Source organism: Bradyrhizobium sp. Mp19, from assembly GCF_029952935.1.
GTDB classification, from domain to species: Bacteria; Pseudomonadota; Alphaproteobacteria; order Rhizobiales; family Xanthobacteraceae; genus Bradyrhizobium; species Bradyrhizobium elkanii.
In genome coordinates this window covers 74,839-93,299 of record NZ_JASAUT010000005.1, presented here as the reverse complement: position 1 = coordinate 93,299, position 18,461 = coordinate 74,839, and the positions used below count along the sequence as shown (strand labels likewise).

22 protein-coding genes are annotated in these 18,461 nt (G+C 64.8%); 10 read left to right on the top strand and 12 right to left on the bottom strand.

Features of this window, described 5'->3' with window-relative positions:
• Positions 1–35 precede the first annotated feature (35 nt).
• From QJT82_RS08460 to QJT82_RS08435, 6 genes are all read left to right on the top strand, one after another.
• Positions 36–200: a hypothetical protein gene (locus QJT82_RS08460; protein WP_018269059.1), complete on the top strand. Its 165-nt coding sequence runs from the start codon at positions 36–38 to the stop codon at positions 198–200.
• A gap of 5 nt (positions 201–205) precedes the next feature.
• Entirely contained in the window at positions 206–835 is a 630-nt protein-coding gene (locus QJT82_RS08455) for a cytochrome c oxidase assembly protein (RefSeq protein ID WP_028338985.1), read from the top strand.
• A gap of 55 nt (positions 836–890) precedes the next feature.
• A complete protein-coding gene (locus QJT82_RS08450; protein ID WP_028338984.1) occupies positions 891–1,787 on the top strand; it encodes a cytochrome c oxidase subunit 3 in 897 nt (298 codons plus the stop codon).
• A 64-nt stretch (positions 1,788–1,851) separates the two neighbouring features.
• Positions 1,852–2,238 (top strand): DUF983 domain-containing protein, encoded by a 387-nt coding sequence (locus tag QJT82_RS08445; protein WP_264641734.1) that lies wholly within the window; start codon positions 1,852–1,854, stop codon positions 2,236–2,238.
• Complete coding sequence (locus tag QJT82_RS08440) at positions 2,235–3,005, top strand: SURF1 family cytochrome oxidase biogenesis protein (RefSeq protein WP_028338983.1); 771 nt, start codon at positions 2,235–2,237, stop codon at positions 3,003–3,005. Before QJT82_RS08445 ends, QJT82_RS08440 begins: the two co-directional genes overlap by 4 nt.
• Before the next feature lie 61 nt (positions 3,006–3,066).
• Positions 3,067–3,618, top strand: coding sequence for a GrpB family protein (locus QJT82_RS08435; protein WP_028338982.1), 552 nt, complete (start codon positions 3,067–3,069; stop codon positions 3,616–3,618).
• Positions 3,619–3,671: 53 nt separating this feature from the next.
• Here the strand turns inward: QJT82_RS08435 and QJT82_RS08430 are convergent, their stop codons facing one another.
• Entirely contained in the window at positions 3,672–5,270 is a 1,599-nt protein-coding gene (locus QJT82_RS08430; RefSeq protein ID WP_028338981.1) for a DHA2 family efflux MFS transporter permease subunit, read from the bottom strand.
• Positions 5,270–6,535 (bottom strand): HlyD family secretion protein, encoded by a 1,266-nt coding sequence (locus QJT82_RS08425; protein WP_028338980.1) that lies wholly within the window; start codon positions 6,533–6,535, stop codon positions 5,270–5,272. Before QJT82_RS08425 ends, QJT82_RS08430 begins: the two co-directional genes overlap by 1 nt.
• A 223-nt stretch (positions 6,536–6,758) precedes the next feature.
• Between QJT82_RS08425 and QJT82_RS08420 the strand changes: the two genes are divergently transcribed.
• The gene (locus QJT82_RS08420) at positions 6,759–7,475 is read left to right on the top strand and encodes a TetR/AcrR family transcriptional regulator (protein ID WP_051447723.1); all 717 of its coding nucleotides are present in this window, start codon (positions 6,759–6,761) and stop codon (positions 7,473–7,475) included.
• Positions 7,476–7,481: 6 nt separating this feature from the next.
• Here QJT82_RS08420 and QJT82_RS08415 read toward each other — a convergent pair whose 3' ends face one another.
• From QJT82_RS08415 to QJT82_RS08405, 3 genes are all read right to left on the bottom strand, one after another.
• Positions 7,482–8,198, bottom strand: coding sequence for a dihydrofolate reductase family protein (locus tag QJT82_RS08415; RefSeq protein WP_028338978.1), 717 nt, complete (start codon positions 8,196–8,198; stop codon positions 7,482–7,484).
• A 121-nt stretch (positions 8,199–8,319) separates the two neighbouring features.
• On the bottom strand, positions 8,320–9,294 hold the full coding sequence (locus QJT82_RS08410; RefSeq protein ID WP_028338977.1) for a magnesium transporter CorA family protein: 975 nt from the start codon (positions 9,292–9,294) through the stop codon (positions 8,320–8,322).
• Between the two features lie 90 nt (positions 9,295–9,384).
• Positions 9,385–10,317, bottom strand: coding sequence for a transcriptional regulator GcvA (locus QJT82_RS08405; protein ID WP_028338976.1), 933 nt, complete (start codon positions 10,315–10,317; stop codon positions 9,385–9,387).
• Between the two features lie 119 nt (positions 10,318–10,436).
• On the opposite strand from QJT82_RS08405, the gene QJT82_RS08400 reads away from it, so the two are divergent.
• The 3 genes from QJT82_RS08400 to QJT82_RS08390 all read left to right on the top strand — a co-directional run bounded on the left by QJT82_RS08400 (position 10,437) and on the right by QJT82_RS08390 (position 11,815).
• Entirely contained in the window at positions 10,437–10,685 is a 249-nt protein-coding gene (locus QJT82_RS08400; RefSeq protein WP_155258350.1) for a hypothetical protein, read from the top strand.
• Positions 10,686–10,710: 25 nt separating this feature from the next.
• Complete coding sequence (locus QJT82_RS08395) at positions 10,711–11,400, top strand: glutathione S-transferase family protein (RefSeq protein WP_028338975.1); 690 nt, start codon at positions 10,711–10,713, stop codon at positions 11,398–11,400.
• Positions 11,401–11,524: 124 nt separating this feature from the next.
• Positions 11,525–11,815: a hypothetical protein gene (locus tag QJT82_RS08390; RefSeq protein ID WP_028338974.1), complete on the top strand. Its 291-nt coding sequence runs from the start codon at positions 11,525–11,527 to the stop codon at positions 11,813–11,815.
• Here QJT82_RS08390 and QJT82_RS08385 read toward each other — a convergent pair whose 3' ends face one another.
• The 7 genes from QJT82_RS08385 to QJT82_RS08355 all read right to left on the bottom strand — a co-directional run bounded on the left by QJT82_RS08385 (position 11,816) and on the right by QJT82_RS08355 (position 18,184).
• On the bottom strand, positions 11,816–12,613 hold the full coding sequence (locus QJT82_RS08385) for a hypothetical protein (protein WP_245288640.1): 798 nt from the start codon (positions 12,611–12,613) through the stop codon (positions 11,816–11,818). It abuts the gene before it with no gap.
• A 25-nt stretch (positions 12,614–12,638) separates the two neighbouring features.
• The gene (locus QJT82_RS08380; protein WP_028338972.1) at positions 12,639–14,066 is read right to left on the bottom strand and encodes a hypothetical protein; all 1,428 of its coding nucleotides are present in this window, start codon (positions 14,064–14,066) and stop codon (positions 12,639–12,641) included.
• Positions 14,067–14,317: 251 nt separating this feature from the next.
• Positions 14,318–15,262, bottom strand: coding sequence for a DUF1259 domain-containing protein (locus tag QJT82_RS08375; protein ID WP_028338970.1), 945 nt, complete (start codon positions 15,260–15,262; stop codon positions 14,318–14,320).
• A gap of 46 nt (positions 15,263–15,308) precedes the next feature.
• A complete protein-coding gene (locus QJT82_RS08370) occupies positions 15,309–15,641 on the bottom strand; it encodes a hypothetical protein (RefSeq protein WP_245288639.1) in 333 nt (110 codons plus the stop codon).
• Between the two features lie 45 nt (positions 15,642–15,686).
• Positions 15,687–15,920, bottom strand: a complete 234-nt coding sequence (locus QJT82_RS08365) for a hypothetical protein (RefSeq protein WP_028338968.1) — start codon at positions 15,918–15,920, stop codon at positions 15,687–15,689.
• Positions 15,921–15,977: 57 nt separating this feature from the next.
• Complete coding sequence (chrA, locus tag QJT82_RS08360; protein WP_028338967.1) at positions 15,978–17,369, bottom strand: chromate efflux transporter; 1,392 nt, start codon at positions 17,367–17,369, stop codon at positions 15,978–15,980.
• Positions 17,366–18,184, bottom strand: coding sequence for a sulfurtransferase/chromate resistance protein (locus tag QJT82_RS08355; protein ID WP_028338966.1), 819 nt, complete (start codon positions 18,182–18,184; stop codon positions 17,366–17,368). Before QJT82_RS08355 ends, chrA begins: the two co-directional genes overlap by 4 nt.
• Positions 18,185–18,461 lie beyond the last annotated feature (277 nt).

The following is an 18,461-nucleotide window of genomic DNA, read 5'->3' as shown; positions in this document are numbered from 1 at the left end:
AGCCGGGGGGCGAGATGGGGGCGCATGGGATATCAATGGACGAGAAACGCGAACCAGAAGGAATCGTTCTCACCGAGGCACAGCTCAGGAGCCGCCGCCAGCGCTCGATCGCCATCGCGCTCGCGCTCGGCATCCTGGTCGTGCTGTTCTTCGCCGTCACCCTCGTCAAGGGGCCAGCCGTGCTGGTGCGGCCGCTGTGAGTGAGATGGCGAACCAGGAACCGCAGCAGGGTGAGGGCGCCAAGGTCACGCGCCGCACGCTGACGCGCGACGCCGTGGTCGCCTCGATCTGCGGCTTCGTCGTGGTGCTGATGGTCGGCGCGTCCTACGCGGCCGTGCCGTTCTACAACTGGTTCTGCCGCACCACCGGCTTCAACGGCACCACCCAGGTCGCGACCTCGGTGCCTTCGGATGCGCCGCTCGCGCGCACCATTTCGGTCAGCTTCGATTCCAACGTCGCGCCGGGCCTGCCCTGGAAGTTCGAGGCGGAGCAGAACACGATCGACGTCAAGATCGGCCAGGTGGTCACGGTCTACTACACGGTCACCAACCAGTCGGCGCGCACCACGACCGGCCAGGCGTCCTACAATGTCGCGCCGCTGACGGTCGGCGCCTATTTCCAGAAGATCAACTGCTTCTGCTTCACCGAACAGACCATGGCGCCGGGCGAAAAGCGCGAGATGGCCGTGGTGTTCTATGTCGATCCGGCGCTGGCCAAGGACAGCGAGAACGACACGCTGAAGACGATCACTTTGTCCTACACCTTCTTCCCCGTGCGCGACGCAACGCCGAAGCCCGTGGCGGCCGGCGAGGCGGAGCAGCGCAAGGGCGGCTAGTTCTGGAATTTGAGATTTAAGACGTGCCTTGCGGCACGCGAATGGAGAGACGGCAATGGCTGAGGCGCAAGTCAAGCATCACGACTATCATCTCGTCGACCCGAGCCCGTGGCCGGTGGTCGGCTCGATCTCGGCCTTCATCATGGCGTTCGGCGCGATCGGCTGGATGCATCACATGTTCTCCGCCGCCCCGATCGTGTTCGGCGTCGGCACCATCGGCGTGCTCTACACCATGGCGAGCTGGTGGGGCGACGTGATCAAGGAAGCCCAGTACAAGGGCGACCACACCCGCGTGGTGCAGATCAGCCACCGCTACGGCATGATCCTGTTCATTGCCTCCGAGGTGATGTTCTTCGTCGCCTGGTTCTGGGCCTTCTTCAACTCGGCGCTGTTCCCGGCCGACGCGGTGCACGCCACGCGCGATGCGGTGTTCGGCTGCGGCGCCGGCACGGCGATGGGCGCCTGCTCGGTCCCGGGCACCTGGCCGCCGAAGGGCATCGAGACCTTCGATCCCTGGCATCTGCCGCTGCTCAACACGCTGCTGCTCCTGACCTCGGGCACCACCGTCACCTGGGCGCACCATGCGCTGCTCGAGAACGACCGTCAGGGCCTCAAGCAGGGCCTGATCCTCACCGTGATCCTCGGCGCCCTTTTCACCTGCGTGCAGGCCTATGAGTACGCCCATGCGACGTTCTCGTTCGGCGGCAACGTCTATGGCGCGACCTTCTTCATGGCGACCGGGTTCCACGGTTTCCACGTGCTGGTCGGCACCATCTTCCTGCTGGTCTGCCTGATCCGCGCCTATGCCGGCCACTTCACGCCGAAGCAGCACCTCGGCTTCGAGTTTGCCGCCTGGTACTGGCACTTCGTCGACGTGGTCTGGCTGTTCCTGTTCATCTGCATCTACGTCTGGGGCCACGGCGCCGAGACGATGGCCCACGGCGCACACTAATTGCCGGCCGACGTGCTAAGAGGGGGCGGCCGAATGGCCGCCCCTTTGCTTTTGAAGAGAACCGATGACCGATACCCCGCCGACCGTCACTGAGAGCGCACTGCGCGGCATCGCCTGCCGCTGCCCGCGCTGCGGCAAGGGCAAGCTCTATTCCGGCTTCCTGACGCTGGCGCCGCGCTGCCAGGCCTGCGGCCTCGACTTCGCCTTCATCGATTCCGGCGACGGGCCGGCGCTCTTCGTCATCATGCTGGCCGGTGCCATCGTGGTCGCGGCGGCGCTGATCGTCGAGGTGAAGTACCAGCCGCCGTTCTGGGTGCACGCCGCGCTGTGGCTGCCGTTGATCCTGGTCACCACGATCCTGCCGCTACGATCGATGAAGGCACTTCTGATCGCGCTGCAATTCCACCACAAGGCCGCCGAAGGCCAATTGATCGAGCGCGACCCGAAATGAATGATACGACGACGCGCCGGCCGAGCGCGGCCGGCTTCGGCATTTTCACGTTGATCCTGATCGCGGTGTTTATCGCCCTCGGCTTTTGGCAATTGCAGCGCCGGGTCGAGAAGCACGCGCTGATCGCGGCGCTCGATGCGCGGCTGGCCGCCCCGATCGAGGCGCTGCCGCCGCCGTCGGCATGGCCGACGCTGACCTCCGCCAAGGATGAATTCCGCCGCGTCACCCTGACCGCGACCTATGCGAAGCAGCCCGACGCGATGGTGTTCAGCTCCGGCTCCGCGGTGCGCGACGACATTTCGGGTCCCGGCACCTGGGCGTTGCTGCCGGCGAAGCTCACGAGCGGCGAGACCGTCGTGATCAACACCGGCTTTGTCCAGAACACAATGCAGGATCGCGCCTTCGAGGACCGCGTCGTCGGCCGCCTCGTCACGGGTGCGCCGGTTGAACTTACCGGCTATATCCGCTTTCCCGAGCCACCGGGCCGGCTGACGCCGAAGGAAGATACGGCGAAGCGGCTGTGGTTCGTGCGCGATCATCGCGCAATGGCGCAGGCGCTCGGCTGGGGCCAGGTCGCACCGTTCTATATCGACCTCGAGGCGCCGGTGCCCGACAGCGGCACGCCGAAGCCCGGACCGCTCAAGGTGCGTCTCAAGGACGACCACATGCAGTACGCCATCACCTGGTTCTCGCTGGCCGCCGCGGTCACCATCGCCTTCGGCCTGTGGTGGCGCGGCCACCGGCGGCGCGCCTCTGGTCGAACCTAGTCTCATCATGGTTTGATTGACCCGCGAAGGAGACCTCGCGGCGAGCAAATCAGGGTGTGCCATGGAGAAATACGGCGCCGGGCCAATCGTTGTCCTGGACTATGACCCCAACTGGCCGGCCATGTTCGAGACGGAGCGCGCGAGGATCGAGCATGCGCTCGGCTCGTTGGCCCTGGCCATCGAGCATGTCGGAAGCACCGCAGTTCCGGGTTTGCCGTCGAAGCCGATCATCGACCTGATGGTCGGTGTCCCCAGCCTCGCGGAGGCACGGGAGCGTTGCATCGAGCCGATCGAGGCGCTCGGCTACAACTACATACCGGAATACGCGGCGTGGCTGCCTGGCGAGTTGTTCTTCCGCAAGGGCCCTCCGGGCCCGTGGACCCATCATCTGCATGTGATGGAGCCATCCAATCCGCGCTGGGAAACGCTGCTGGTGTTTCGCGACTATCTTCGCGCGCACCCCGAGGCGGCCCGCGCCTACGCGGATATCAAGCAGGCCCTTGCTGCCTCCTCAAGGGAGGACATCGCGGCCCATCGCAACGGCAAAACTCGTTTCGTCGAGGAGACGACCGCGAAGGCCCGCGCGTGGCGCGCGGACCCGTCCGGTCGATAGCGCGGCTTCGCCGGCCTGCATGCCGCCGTAGCTCATGCATGTCCGTGCCGGGATCAATGACCCATAGGGGCGGGGCCGCCGAGCCTGACCTTGCGCAAGGTCAGCGCCAGCGGGATCGCCGACAGCGCGATCAGCATCAGGACCCAGAACGCGTCCATGTAGGACAGGAACGAGGCCTGGGTCTGCACCTGCTGCCCGATCCACTGGATCGCCTGGCTGTGCGCCTGCGCCAGCGAACTGCCCTGGGCGACGAAGAAGTCGGTGATCTGGTGCAGCGTGTCCTGGTATTGCGGGCTCGACGGCGTCACCTGCTCGACCAGCCGGCTCTGGTGGAATTGCTGGCGATGCGTCAGCACGTTGGACACGATCGAGACGCCGATCGAGCCGCCGGTGTTGCGCGCCGCGTTGATCAGCGCGGAGGCCTGGTCGGTCTTGTCGGGCGGAATGCCGTCATAGGACGCCGCCATGATCGGCACGAAGATCAGCGGCAGGCCGACGCCGATCAGCATGCGCGAGCGCGCCATGAACCAGAAGCCGAGATCGCCATAGACGTTGGTCATGCTGTACATCGAGGCGGCGATCACCAGCGCGCCGGCAACGATCAGGTGTTTCGGCTGCACCCGGGCGGCGAGCCGGCCGACCGCGAACATCATCATCATGGTGACGACGCCGCCGGGCGAGAGCACGAGGCCGGCCCAGGTCGCGGTGTAGCCGAAATCCTGCTGCACCAGCTGCGGCAAGAATTGCGTGGTCGCGAGCAGGATGGCGCCGGTCGCCAGCATCACCAGGAAGCAGGCGCCGAACTGCCGGGTTGCGACCATGCGCAGGTCGATCATCGGATTGCGTCGGGTCATCTCCCACGGGATCATCAGCACGAACGCCGCGGCGCAGATCACCGCGAAGATGATGATGAAGGGCGAGGCGAACCAGTCGTCCTCGAGGCCGCGGTCGAGCACCACCTCGAGCGCGCCGAGGAAGGTCGCGACCAGTGCGAAGCCGATGAAGTCGAACGTGTTGCCCTGGGGCTGCGCCCCCTTGGCTTTTGCGGTCGCGGGCTCCTGCAGCACGGCCGCGATCAGCGCGATCGCGAACACGCCGACCGGCGCGTTGATCAGGAAGCACCAGTGCCAGGAGAGGTTGTCGGACAGCCAGCCGCCGAGGGTCGGCCCGACCACCGGCGCCACCACGACGGCAATGCCGAACACCGCGAACGCCTGCCCGCGCTTGGCCGGCGGGAAGGCGTCGGCGAGAATCGATTGCGCCACCGGCACCATGCCGCCGCCGCCGAGACCCTGCAGGATACGGAACAGCAGCAGCGCGTTCAGATTGGGCGCGAAGCCGCACAGGATCGAGCTGACGGTGAAGATGCCGAGGCAGATCAGGAAGAAGGTCTTGCGCCCGAGCGTGCGGGCGAGAAAGCCGGAGGCGGTCAGGATGATGGCGTTGGACACCAGATAGGTGGTGACCACCCAGGAGGCCTCGTCCTCGCTCACGCCCATGCCGCCGGCGATATAGGGCAGCGCTACGTTGGCAATGGTGGTGTCGAGCACCTCCATGAAGCTCGCGAGCGCAACCACGATGGCGATCAGCCAGGGATTGACGGTGGCGCGCGGCACCGGAACGCCTTTGGCGTCGATCGCGGCGGCACTCATCACAGCCTCCCAAGATTCAACTTCTCGAGGCGCTCGACGAGGGACGGCGCGGCATCGATCCGCACCGTCGGCACGACGGACATGCCCGGGCCGAGCGCGACGTCGGTCGGCGGGTTGTCCATCACGATCTTCACCGGCACGCGCTGCACGATCTTGACGTAGTTGCCGGTGGCGTTCTGCGCCGGCAGCAGTGAGAACGCGGTGCCGGAGCCCGGCTGCACGCTCTCCACATGGCCCTGGATGGTGCGTCCGGGATAGGCATCGATCTTCAACGTCACCTTCTCGCCGGGGCGCATCTTGTCGAGCTGGATCTCCTTGAAGTTTGCGGTGACCCAGGTCTGGTCGGGCACGAACATCGTCAGATTGGTGCCCGCCTGCGCGAACTGGCCGACTGCGGCCGAGAGGTTGACGACGCGGCCCGGCTGCGCGGCGGTGACCGTCGTATAGGACAGATTGAGCTCGGCCTGGTCGCGCTGTGCCTCGGCCTGGGCGAGGTTCGCGACCGCGCTCTTGCGCTGCGCCTTCAGCGATTCGACCTGACGCTTTGCGAGGTTGAACGTCGCCTGCGCGCTCAGCAGCGCAGCCTGCTGCTGATGCAGCTGCGAGGTGAACTGCTCGGAATTCTGCACCGTGCCGTAGCCGGATTGCTCCAGATGCTGGTAGCGCGTCGCCTGCTGCTGGGCGAACACCAGCGCCGCCTGCGCCTGATCCACTTGGGCCTGATTGGCTGATATCTGCGCCTGCTGCACGTCGAGCTGCGCATCGACATTCTCGATGTTGGCGCGGGCGGCCGCGACCTGCGCCTCGGCCTGCGCCAGCGCGACGCGATAATCGCGGTCGTCGAGCCGGGCGATCACGTCTCCGGCCGCGACATGCTGGTTGTCGGTGACCGGGACGGCGGTGATGTAGCCGGAGATCTTCGGCGCGAGCGCGGACTGCCGTGCGGCGATGAAGGCGTCGTCGGTGGATTCGAAATGCCCGCTATAGTCCATGTAGAGATAGCCGCCGCCGATTGCCGCCGCGAGCAGCACGACGCCGATCGCGGAGACGACCGGACGGCGGCGCAGGAAGCCGCGCTTCGGCGCCGTGCCGGTCACCTCGGGCGGGACGGTTGCCGGCGGGGCGGGCTGCTTGCCCGCGGGACGCTCCTGCGCCGGAGCCCGTGTCGTGATCTCCGGCCGCTCCGATGTGACATTGGGCTCATGCGAGGCCGGCGCCGAGGACGCCGCCTCGATGCCCTCGTGGCCCGGTTGGTGGCGCTCCAAAACAGTGTCTTCGAACATGATGGCTGCTCCTGGCTGATGAGCGAGGTCCGCCGGGCCTTCGCAAAAGGGAACGATACCGTTCCGTTCTATGCGACAAATAGTCCCGCTGCGACGCAGCGTCAATAAGAACGGAACTGTATCGTTCTATTTACAACTAGATGTGATAAGGCTATATTGCTTGATATTGCCGGCCTGACCGGCCCATCGAACCCGGGTCGATGCGATGACCACCAGTACCCTGAAGAAGCCGCGGGCCGCCAAAGCCAGGCCGGTCGAGGTGCGCGCCGGGCGGCCGCCGAAGGAACTCGCCGGCGAGGTCGATGCGCGGATTCTCGAGGCCGCGCGCAAAGTCTTCCTGCAGCGCGGGTTCGAGGGCGCGAGCATCGACGAGATCGCGGAGGCCGCGCGCTCCGGCAAGCGGACGATCTATGCGCGCTTCCGCGACAAGCGGGCGCTGTTCACCGAAGTGGTGACGCGGGACATCCTGTCACGCATCGCCGAGTTCAAGGCCGATCCGCCGGTCGGCGCGACCATCGAGGAGCGCCTCACCAGCGTTGCCTCGACCCTGCTGCATTGGGGCTTCGACGCCGACCGGATCGGCCTGATGCGGCTCGCCATCGCGGAGGCGCACCGCTTTCCGGATCTCGCCGCCAACGTCAACCGCAGGGCGCGCGCGCTCAGCACCGAGCTCGGCATTCACCTGCTGCGCGAGCTGACGCAATCCGACGAGCTCGGCAAGCTGCCGGCCTTCGCGCCCGAACAGCTGCCGACCACGGCGCGGATGTTCCTCGATATCATCGCCGTGCCGATGCTGCTTCGGGCGTTGTTCGAGGTCGACCTGAAGGCGCTCGATCCCGAGATCGACGCCCATGTCGCGCGCGGCGTCTCGTTTTTCGTTGCTGCGTGCCGGACCGGCTGGGTTGAGAATCCCAAGCCATAGGCATGCTCAGTCCGGCGCGCGCTCCACGGCGTGACGCAGCCAGACCATGCCGCCTTCCAGCGTCTCGCAATGGGTGAGCCGCAGCGACTGTCCGGCGCCGGGGCGGTCGCCGTCCGGACCGTGATAGTCGACGATGCTTTGCGATCCGGCGACGCCGTCGACCGCCGGAAAGATCAATGTACTGAACTCGTCGATCAGCCCGTGCTTGAGGAATGCGCCGTTGATCCCGCCGCCGCCCTCGAGCAGCAGCGTCTTGGCGCCGAACAGGGTGGCGAGCTGCGCCATCGCGCCCGGCAGATCGTCGCCCTTCGCGCCGGCAAACAGATAGGACGCACCGTCCTCGCGCAGTTCGGCGAGATGCGCGTCGGACACCTGTTCGCCCAGCACCGCGACGGCATGATCGCCGCCGACATTGTCCTTGCCGAAATGCACGCGGCCCGACGGATCGATGCCAACAGCAAGCTTGCGGCCGTTACGGTTGCCGAGATGCGCCTCGCGCGGCAGCCTCAGTGGGTTGGCGATATGCCGCTCCGTTCCCTTGGCCATCTCGTTCATGGTGACGCGGCCGATGATCCATCCATCGGCATTGAAGCCGTCATGAATCCGTTCGTAGTGCGAGCGCAGCACGTCGGCCGGAATCCCGGCGGCCGCCTTGGTGAAGCGGCTGGGATGAAGCCGGCCGTCGATCGACGTGCCCATGTGGCAGATGATGTGGGGGCGCATAGGCTGGACTCTTCGATGGGGGATGACCGCGCCACAGGGGCGGGTGGGGCAGCTTCAGATTTATAGACGCGCAGGCAGGTTCTCAACGCGGATAACGCCGCGGCGTTTCAACTTCGCTTGTTTAATCGAACCAGCCGTGCCGCTTGAACCAGAGCACCGGCAGGATGCCGCTGGCGATGATCGCGGCCCAGGCCAAGGGATACCCAAACGTCCAGCTCAGCTCCGGCATCGCCTTGAAGTTCATGCCCCAGACCCCGACTAGGATGGTCGGGGGAACGCCGACCACCGACACGATGGTCAGGATCTTGAACAGGTCGTTCTGCTGGATGTTGATGAAGCCGAGCACGGCGTCCAGCAGCAGCTGGATCTTGTCCGACAGCCGGGTCTCGTAGTCACCCAGCGAAGCCACATCCTTGGAGACGGCCTCCAGCCGGCGCTTCGATGCCGATGTGATCCATTCATTGCCGACGTCGTCGGCGAAGCTCGCGACCCGGCCGACGCCGAGCAGCACGTCGCGCGCCTTCGCCAGGCGATCGGCGAGCTCGCCGATGTTTTCCAGCGCCTCGCGCAGCCTGCGGCTGGAACGCACCGGACGCTTGCTCCGCACCAGGCCGCCCTTGAAGACGCCCCGCGACAACCTGTCGGTCTTGGCGCCGAGATGCTCCAGCACGTCGGCGCCGCGATCGATCATGGCCTCGAGCAGCGCGGTGAACACGCACATGCCGTTCTGCAGGCTCTTGTCGGTGCCGATCCGCTTCATGACGTCGTCGAACGTGGTCAGCTGCGCGAACCGCACGGTGACCAGCACCTTTGGGCCGATCACGAAGCCGATATTGGTGATCTCGGCTTCGTTGTTGTCGTCGAGCCGCACCGCCGGCGAGCTCAGATAGAGCCGGTCATGGTCGGTGATCAGGCGGCTCGACGCTTCGATCTCGCTCAACGATCGCTCGGACGGTACGCGGATGTCGAGCACGCGCTCGACGAACTGCTTTTCGTCCTCGGTGGGATCGAGCAGATCGATCCAGATGATCTCGGACGGCAATTCCGCGCCGATCCTTCGCCAATCGGAGGTCGCCGACCTGTACAGCTTCAGCAATGATCGGGCTCCATGCATGGTAGGTCGTGCGTCCCACGACAATCGCGAGGGCCGCAGGGCCGTTCCATGCATTTGGAAGCTTGCCGGCACTCACTTCAGTCGATGAGAGGTTCCGCCGAGCTTTCTAAGCCGGCGCAGGTCGCTTGCGGCCTCCGAGAGCAACCAATCGCGAAACGTCACGATCTTCGGCAGGTTTGCGGTCGCCTTCGGGCAGACGATCCAGTAGGTCTTCGACAACGGCAGCGACTGCGGAAACGGGCGCGCCAGATGGCCGTTGATGAGGTCCCATGCCGCCAGCGTGGTGCGCGCCAGCGCAATGCCTTGCCCATTGATGGCGGCATCAATCACCATGCTGGCGCGATTGAGGACCGGGCCATGCGTGGCGGCAGCATCGTCAAGTCCCGCTTCCTGAAGCCAGTTCTTCCAGTCGACGCGACTGTCCATATGGATCAGCGGAAATTTCAGGATGTCAGCGGGGTTGCTCAGGCGTCGCTTGCCGGACAATAGCTTTGGGCTGCACACGGCAAATAGCTGCTCCGGGCTCAGCCGCACCGCGTCAAGCCCCGGCCAGTTGCCGTCGCCATGGCGCACCGCCAGATCCACTTCCTCGCGCGCGAAGTCGACGTGGTGCAGCGTGGCGGAGACGCGCAGGTCGATGCCGCTATGCGCCTCAACAAAGTGGCCGAGCCGGTGCACCAGCCATTTCGCAGCAAAATCCGGCGAGGTCGAAACCGTGAGCACACCGGTATTCTGCCGCTGCAACAGCCGCTCGGTGCCGATGGCGATGCGGTCGAGCGCGTCGCGCACGACAGCGAGATAGTCGCGCCCGGCCTCGGTGATGATCAGGCGCTGGCGTTCGCGGTTGAAGAGCTTTATTGCGAGCTCCGCTTCCAGTGCTTTCACCTGATGGCTGACGGCACCCTGCGTGACACAAAGCTCTTCGGCCGCGCGCGTAAAACTCTCGTGGCGCGCGGCGGCCTCGAAGGATTTCAGGGCGTTCAGTTGCGGCAGGCGTGGGCGCATCGCAATACTTCATGAGAAAAATTAGGGCAGGCACGAGAAACGATGCTTTGCGGGAAACCGCCCCGCGCCATTATTGAACAGCTCCAGTGCAGCATTTTCAAGCAATTTGGAGCCCCATCATGTCCGTCCTATTAACCGATACATGGTCGATCCCGCCGGTGCCCGCCGCCGACCCGGCCACACCACTTCATCAATTCAGCTCAGGAACGTCGCCAGGCGCTCCGCGCCCCGGATGGTGGAGCTTGCTTGACCGGCCGTTTCAGCGCATGGCGCTACGCGCGATCGCCGACGACCCGCATCTGCTTCGCGATCTCGGCCTGACGCGCGAGCAGGCGCTGCGCGAGGCCTCCAAGCCGTTCTGGCGCTGAGACCAAATCAGAAGGGAGAAAACGGATGTCCGATCCGATCGTCTACGGTTTCCCACGCAGCACTTTTGTCAACATCGTCCGCTTGATCCTCACGCACAAGGACGTGGCTTACCAATTCCACGACCTTGAACCGGTCATGGGCAAGCCCGATCACCTGGCGCTGCACCCGTTTAACCGTGTCCCAATTCTGAAACACGGCGATCTCACCGTCTACGAGACGAGCGCGATTGCCGCCTATGTCGACGAGGCCTTTGGCGGCGTATCGCTGACACCGAAAGACATCAAGGCGCGGGCGCGTATGAACCAGTGGATCAGCGCTGTTAACAACTATTACTACCCCTACATGATCTATCACGTGACGCATGAGCGTCTGGTTTTCCCGGAGCTCGGCATTGCCCCGGACGAGAAGGTCGTGGCACATGCGCTGCCCAAGGTCGAGACCGGGTTTGCGGTGGCCGAGCGCCAGCTTGCGCACGACAAGGATTTTTTGCTCGGGGACGAGCTCTCGATTGCGGATTTCTATCTGCTGCCGAGCACGTTCGCCTTCAGCCTCACCGCCGAAGGGCAGTCGATGTATCCGAAATACCCGGCATTCTGCCGCTGGCGGGAACGCATGGACAATCTGCCCGCAACGCAAAAGGTTCGCGCCGCCGTGCAGCGCGTGCCGATCGAACACGCGCGCGAATGGGCTACTTCGCACCGGCCGAGATATTGACCGTCACGGTTCGCGTGCAGAGCGCCCGGTTCCGACCACCACGTGCAGCCAAAAGCCCGTTTGTTTCCGAACAAAGGCGATGACGGAGCGTTAGTGCTGCAGAGCAAGAGGAAGGGACAACACCATGAAGAATTCTATATCGGTTGCGTTCATCTCCGCGGTCGCAATGACCTTCGCATTCGCCGGAAGCGATGCAAAAGCACAGTCTACGCCTGTCCAACAGGCCCAGCCGCCCCAGCAGTCGGAGCAAACCCGCGAGCAGGATCGCAGTCGCGCCGAGGACGTCAAGATCGGGCGTGACTGGAAGGCTCAAGGCGGCGAGAAGGACCACGCCGGCCAGGCAACACCTGACGAGAACCATCAGACTGTCGGTCGAGACTGGCGAGCCCATCCAGAGAACCGGGACCGCCAGTAGCTATCGAGGCGGAATTGGCGACGCTTGGTGCGCGGCGTGGCCCTCGAAGAAGGAAAGCGGAAAGCCGAAGGTCAATCCCGCACGTATCTCGTTTACCGGATGGCCTCCTGTGAGCGCGTGCCGGACCGCGATGTCGAAGCTGAGGTCGTCGCGCACACGATAGATCAGCCCGACCAACCCCGAGAACGTCTCCTCTTTTCCAAACTCGTTCTCGTAGAAGATCTCGGCGACGGGGCGCACCGTCCAGGTCATCGGTCCTTCGACAATAGCACCCACGAACACGTCGCCATGATGGTCGCGGGTGATGGCAGTCTCGGCATTCAGGTGAATGGTGCCCCAATCCCAGCGCTGCGAGACGACGCCAACGCCCGAATTGCCGGTACTGTCAGGAAGCAGGACGCCAAATTCGGTCGCAATGCTCGGACCGGTCTTGTCCTGCAGGCTACCAGGTACGACCACGTGCTTGAGAAACGCTCCGGCTGCAGTCAGGCTGGTCGGCCCGGGCGGAGAGAGCGACGTTTGTCCCTGGCCTTCGAAGACGGCTTCCCAACTCTCGCTCAAACCGAAGTTGAGAACCCAGGCCGGCGCGATCAGGCTCGTTCCGCTCTCATCACGCAAACGTCCGGCCGGCTGCAGCTCGACCTCCATCTCCCCCTTCTTGGCAACGGCGGCATCGGTGCCATCGAAGGGGCGATAGGCCGAGGCGGGGTCAGACCAGGCGATCAGTCCAAGAGCGGCCATGAAGCGAGGCGCAAGGCGTCTCGAAAAGCTACGAAAGCCCCGGCTGCGTTTCCACATGCGCCGTCTCCCCACAAAGTCGATCTCAAGGCATTGGCTTGAATACCCAGATTGCCGCCGGTCCGGCAGGCCCCGCGCGGACCGCAACAAACAGACGGTCCATCTCCGGCACAAAGAGCGATGTTCGCGCGCCCGTCGCCGTCGGCAGACGCGCGATCAGTCGATAGGCCGCTCCATCAATCTCAAATACATCGACGTATCCACCGCCGCAGCTCACATAAATGCGTCCGCGCTTTGCATCTACAAAGAGGTCGTCGGCATCGCCGCAAGTGCCGGTGGCTGCAATCGCCTTGCCGTCGGTCGAAAAGGCTGCAAGCTCGGCTGGGCTGCGATACACCAGGAGAACGCGACTTCGTTCGTGATCGATGGCCATCGCGAAATTACCGCCCTTGTCCAACGGCCAGCTGGTGAGTTGTTTCCCGGAAGCAACGTCCACCACCGCGACGGCTCGTGCGTCAGGCAGATTCACGAAGATGCGCCCACTATCGGGCTGAAGCTGGAAGCTTTCCGGATGTGCCTTAAGGAGTAGGCGCCGAACCTTTGTCCGGGTGGATGGGTCGACGACTGCCAGACCACCATCGCCATAGCCGACGATGACGCGCTTGGCCGCCGCGTCGACCCGGATATTGTCGGCGTCGCTGCCGAGTTCGATTCGCCCGGTCGCCTTGTACTCGTTGGCTTCGTACAGCTGCACCGATCCGTCGCGGGCGTTGGCGACGTAGAGGGTGTCGGTCGATGGCTCATAGCCGACGCCCTGGGGGGCGCTCAATCCGGTAATGGTTCGAAGCAAGCTGCGCGCAGCCAGATCGACGACGCCGACGCTGTCATTGCCGAGCTCGGCCACGAACAGTCGCTGCCGCTTCAGGTCGATCGCCAGGTGATCAATCCGACCGCGCACATCGCCGAGCAGGATTTTCGTTTCGAGCTGAAGGGGCGTTTTGTCTCCCGCCGGTTCAGTTGCCGCCGCCAGCGTCGGAATGAGGGCGTCGATGCGCCGGACGATCTGATCCCGGGTCGACTCATAATCATCGATACCCAAGGGAATGCCGGACCAGTAGGTCACGTCGGCCCGTCCGTGCCGCTCGGCGGGGATCTGATCGAACGCCACCACCTGGTCCGCCGCGGCCATGTCGTCCACGGTCAGCTGTTGCGGCGTGTTGGCCGCCTCCAGACCATCGAGTGCAAGGCCATCCTGGACCCTGACCGGTACCGACCGATAAAGGTCAATGCCGCGTGAGACCGCCCTGAATCGCAATCCACGCTCCTGGGCAGCCTTGTTGAAATAGGCCGCCGCCATCTGGCTGTTCACCACGCCGTGCAGGCAGACAAAGACAACGATCTTGCCATCGTCCGCCGGCGCCGGCCGAGCCGATGTCAGCGCGATCGCAAGCAATATGGCGGCAACGCGCAGCGTCGCCTGGGCACTCCTGAGCAGCGTTCGCGTCGTCAGCATCTCACTTCAGCCCGGTTAGCACCCACGCCGGTTGCAAGAGCGCCCCTGTCATTTCTTGCAAGCTTTCTTGCACATCTGATACTCGGACTCGCAGGTCGGCCCGGCATAGTTCTTCATGCACGCTTTTTGCTGATCGGCGCAGACCCGACAGCTGGTCTGGCCGATCGCAGCGTCCATCCCCACAAGAACTCCGACGACAACCATGGACATGACCGTGAGGCTTCGCATCGTTGATCCCTCCAAGACCAGAGTCAGCTTTTTGTCGTGGCCGTCTTGTCCAGCGCGGCGCGCAGGCCCTTGGCGAGCTTGATGGCGTCGTCATTGGCCCAGAAATGCATGAAGAACAGGCGCGGCTGTTCATCCAGCATGTGGCTGTGCAGCGCGGTGACGTCGATGCCGTGCGTCCGCAGCGCCATGATGACGGGGTTGACCTCGTCGTTCGTCAGCACGAAATCGCCGGTGATCGCCGCCTTGCCGCCGCCGGTCGGCTGGAAGTTGATGCCGATGGCGACGCCCATCGGACCGACCGGGCTCAACGCCATGCCCTGTTCGGTGATCGGATCGCGGCGGGGCACGTTGAACTGATAGACGCCGCCATTGGCCTGGCCTTTGACGCCGATGATCTGGTCGAGCTGAGCGGTGTCGAGATCGATGGCCGGCGGCGGCGCGGCCGTCGCCGCTGCCGTGAGCGGCGTCTTGCTTTCCGCGAGGCCATCCCGGATCGCGGCGGCGATCTTAACCGGGTCGCCGTGGCCGGCGACGTGCATGTAGAAGGTGGCCGGGCTCGCGCCAAGCAAATGGTTGTGCACGGCCGTGATCTGCAGGCCGTTTCCGATCATCTTCAGCATCACAGGGTTGATCTCGGATTCGAGCAGCACCAGGTCGCCCATCGCCATGACGCCGTCGTGCATGGGCTTGAAGGCGACCCAGCCGCCGAGCGCCAGCGCCGGCTTGATGGTGACGCCGTCGAGCGTCACCGCAAGGTCGCTCCGCGGAAAGCCGTAGCGATGCACGTCGCCGGTGACGGCGGGTTTTCTGCCCAGCACGTCGTCGACCTTCTGCCAGTCGATCGCCTGCGCATGCGCCGACGAGACGAACGGCTCGGCAAACACCTGCCAGTCGATTTTTTGCGCGCTTCCGCCCGTGGCGAAGAGGCAGGCGCCGACGCCGATCAGCGCCGAAATCGTGTGTCGCATTGGATTGCTCCCTTGAACCTGGTTTTCGATGCGTCGGGGCCCGGCTCTATTGCTTCGAGAGCCCGACGATGGTTCGGAACCCGGCGATGTTCTGCACCGCGATTTCGACGGGATCGCCGAAGCGGACGGCATTGAAGATCAGGCCGTCCTGGACCTTGAACGATTCGATCCGGTCCGGAGACAGCCGGATCAGCAGCGTGTCGTTGCGTTCATCGACGCGATCGACGACGCCGCGCAGCGTCTCGCTCGCCTGCGGATGGACCGTCGCCGCCTGCAATGTGACGGCCGCGTCCTGCTGGTCGTCGAGGGCAGCCGGCACTGCCAGGGTTGCGCCCGGCCATAGCACCGCCATGCACATGGCCACAATAGCTCTCATCATGATTGTCACTCCATCGATTGGTTGGCGACTTTCGCGCCCGCAAGCTCAGTCCCGCTCCTTGACCTGGCCGCTGCTGTCGATCACGAGCCGCACCGGCTTGCCGTTCTTCATCGCCTTCGCCGTCGTGCCCTCGGCCGTCGACTTGACGTCGGTGATCTCGGCGTAACCGGCGGCGCGAAGCTTCGCGACGAGCTCGTCCTGCGTCAGGGCATGGGCCGGCATGGCCGCACCCGCGATCGTCAGTGCGAGAATCAAATGGGAGAGTCTTCGTTTCTGCATGGTTGTTCTCCTGGTGTGTTGTGCTGCCCCAGGTTCTTCCGATGCGTGCCGCTCCGCTCAGATGATGCCCGCGAGGCGCAGCAGCACGCCAGTGATGCAGGACGCAGCGAGGACACTAAGCATCCCGACATTGAAGCGGAAGATCGCGATCGCGGCGGCGATGGACAGCGCCAGCGCCGGCCAGTCGACGCTATCGGGCACCGGCGCGTCGAACGACAGGCCAAGCCCATGCACCGGCGAGGTTTGCCGAAACAGCGTGTGCAGCGCGAACCAGATCGACAAATTGAGGATCACGCCGACCACGGCGGCGGTGATCGCCGAAAGCGCGCCGGCCAGCGCCTTGTTGCCGCGCAGCGCCTCGATGTAGGGCGCCCCGACGAAGATCCACAGGAAGCACGGCGTGAACGTCACCCAGGTCGCGAGCAGCCCTCCGAGCGTGGCGGCAAGCATCGGCGACAGCCCGCTCGCCTCGCGGAACGCGGCCATGAAGCCCACGAACTGCACCACCATGATCAGCGGGCCGGGCGTGGTCTCGGCCATGCCGAGCCCGTCCAGCATCTCGCGCGGGCTGACCCAGTGATAATAGTCGGCGGCCTGTTGCGCGACATAGGCGAGCACGGCGTAGGCGCCGCCGAACGTCACCATCGCCATCTTGCTGAAGAAGATCGCGATCTGTGTGAACACGTCGCCGGGCCCGAGCGCAATGAGCAGGGCGAACACCGGCACCAGCCAGAGTGCGAGCCAGATCGCGCCGACCCGCAAGGAGCGCGATGCGTTGGGACGGACATGATCCGGCACCGCTTCACCGAGCATGCTGTCGATCACGGCGGAATTCTTGCCGCCATGCTCGATTGCCGCAAATTCGCTCCGGCCGAGGCGTGCGCCGACCAGCCCTGTGACCGCGGCGGCTCCGATGATCAGCGGAAACGGCACGGCGAAGAAGAAGATCGCGACAAAGGCGATCGCGGCGAGCGCGATCATCACCCGGTTGCGCAGCGCGCGCTTGCCGACCCGCACCACGGCCTGGATCACGATGGCCAGCACCGCGGCCTTCAGGCCGAAGAACAGCGCCTCGACAAACCCGACATTGCCGTATGCCGCGTAGATATAGCTGAGGCCCATGATGGCGAAGACGCCGGGCAGGATGAACAGCCCGCCCGCCACGATGCCGCCGAGCGTCCGGTGTAGCAGCCAGCCGATATAGGTCGCCAGCTGCTGCGCCTCCGGCCCCGGCAGCAGCATGCAGTAATTGAGGGCGTGCAGGAAACGCCCCTCCGATATCCAGTTCTTCTCCTCGACCAGGATGCGATGCATCACCGCGATCTGGCCGGCCGGTCCGCCAAAGCTCAGGATGGCGACGCGCATCCAGACCAGCAGCGCCTCGTTGAAAGAGATGCCGTGCGCGGGCTCATGCCCGCGCGCCTTCGCTGTCGTTGCGACGTCCGTCATGGCTTCACCTTGCTGGTCGGCCAGTTGTGCGTCTCCTTGGTCGCGTCGCGGCACCATCGGTAGAAGGCGTCGTAGAGCAGCAGCCCGGCGCTCAACTGTTCGAGGTCGTCGTCGAACATGCGCGACAGGCCGAGCGAGGCGGCGAGCAGCCCGGGCGCCTCCGGCGAAAGCTCGAGCCGCGCGGTGTCGGCCGCCCGCACCATCGTCGCGAGCCGCTCCAGCGCCGGCGTCGCGAGGCCGAATTCCTTGACCATCACGTCGAAGGTGCAGAGCTCGCCGCGATGGCTCCAGAACACGTTCTCGATGTCGAACGGCGTGGCGTCGAACCGTTCGGCGACCGCCTCGACCTCCGCCGATGTGACGAACAGGAACACCGCCGCGGGATCGACGAAGCGGCGGATCAGCCATGGACAGGCGATACGGTCGATCTTCGGCCGCGATCGCGTCACCCAGACGGTGCGGCCCCGCCCGTCGCGTTTCGGAATCTTGTCGGCGGGAACGGTCGGTAGCTCCGCTTCCCGCCAGCCGAGGTGGCCGCCCTCGAGAATCTCGGCCGTGATGTTGCTGCAGCGGAGCCAGGCGGCGGTGCCTTCGGCAAGCTTCTGCCCCTTCTGGCAGACCACCACCACGGACTGGCCGGTGAGGCGGGAAGCCCAGTCCTGGACATCGCGATCGGAGTAGCGGACCGCGCCCGGGATCAGGCGCGGATCGGCGGCGAAATCTTCATCGAGACGAACGTCGACGAGCGTCGGCGCCTTGGCGGTGCCGATGAGACGGGACAATTTTTCGGATGAGATCGATGTGTATGACGACATGGTGCGCCCTTGGTGACAGGACGCGATTCTTGGGCATGTCGCCTCGCGGGGAGATCGCACATCCCCGTAGCCGCATCAAAAACCCTGAGCTCCGGGCTGTCAACCAAATCCGCAGCAACCGCCGATCGACAGTCACGAAAACTTCATCGCGCAGCTTGGAACGAACATCCGCCGCAGGAGCGGCAGACTGTCCCCCTCAATCGCCGACCGAAGCTGGCTCGAGCCGATGGGTCACGTCTCCATCTCCGGCGAGTTGCGAATAGGAACATACAATTCG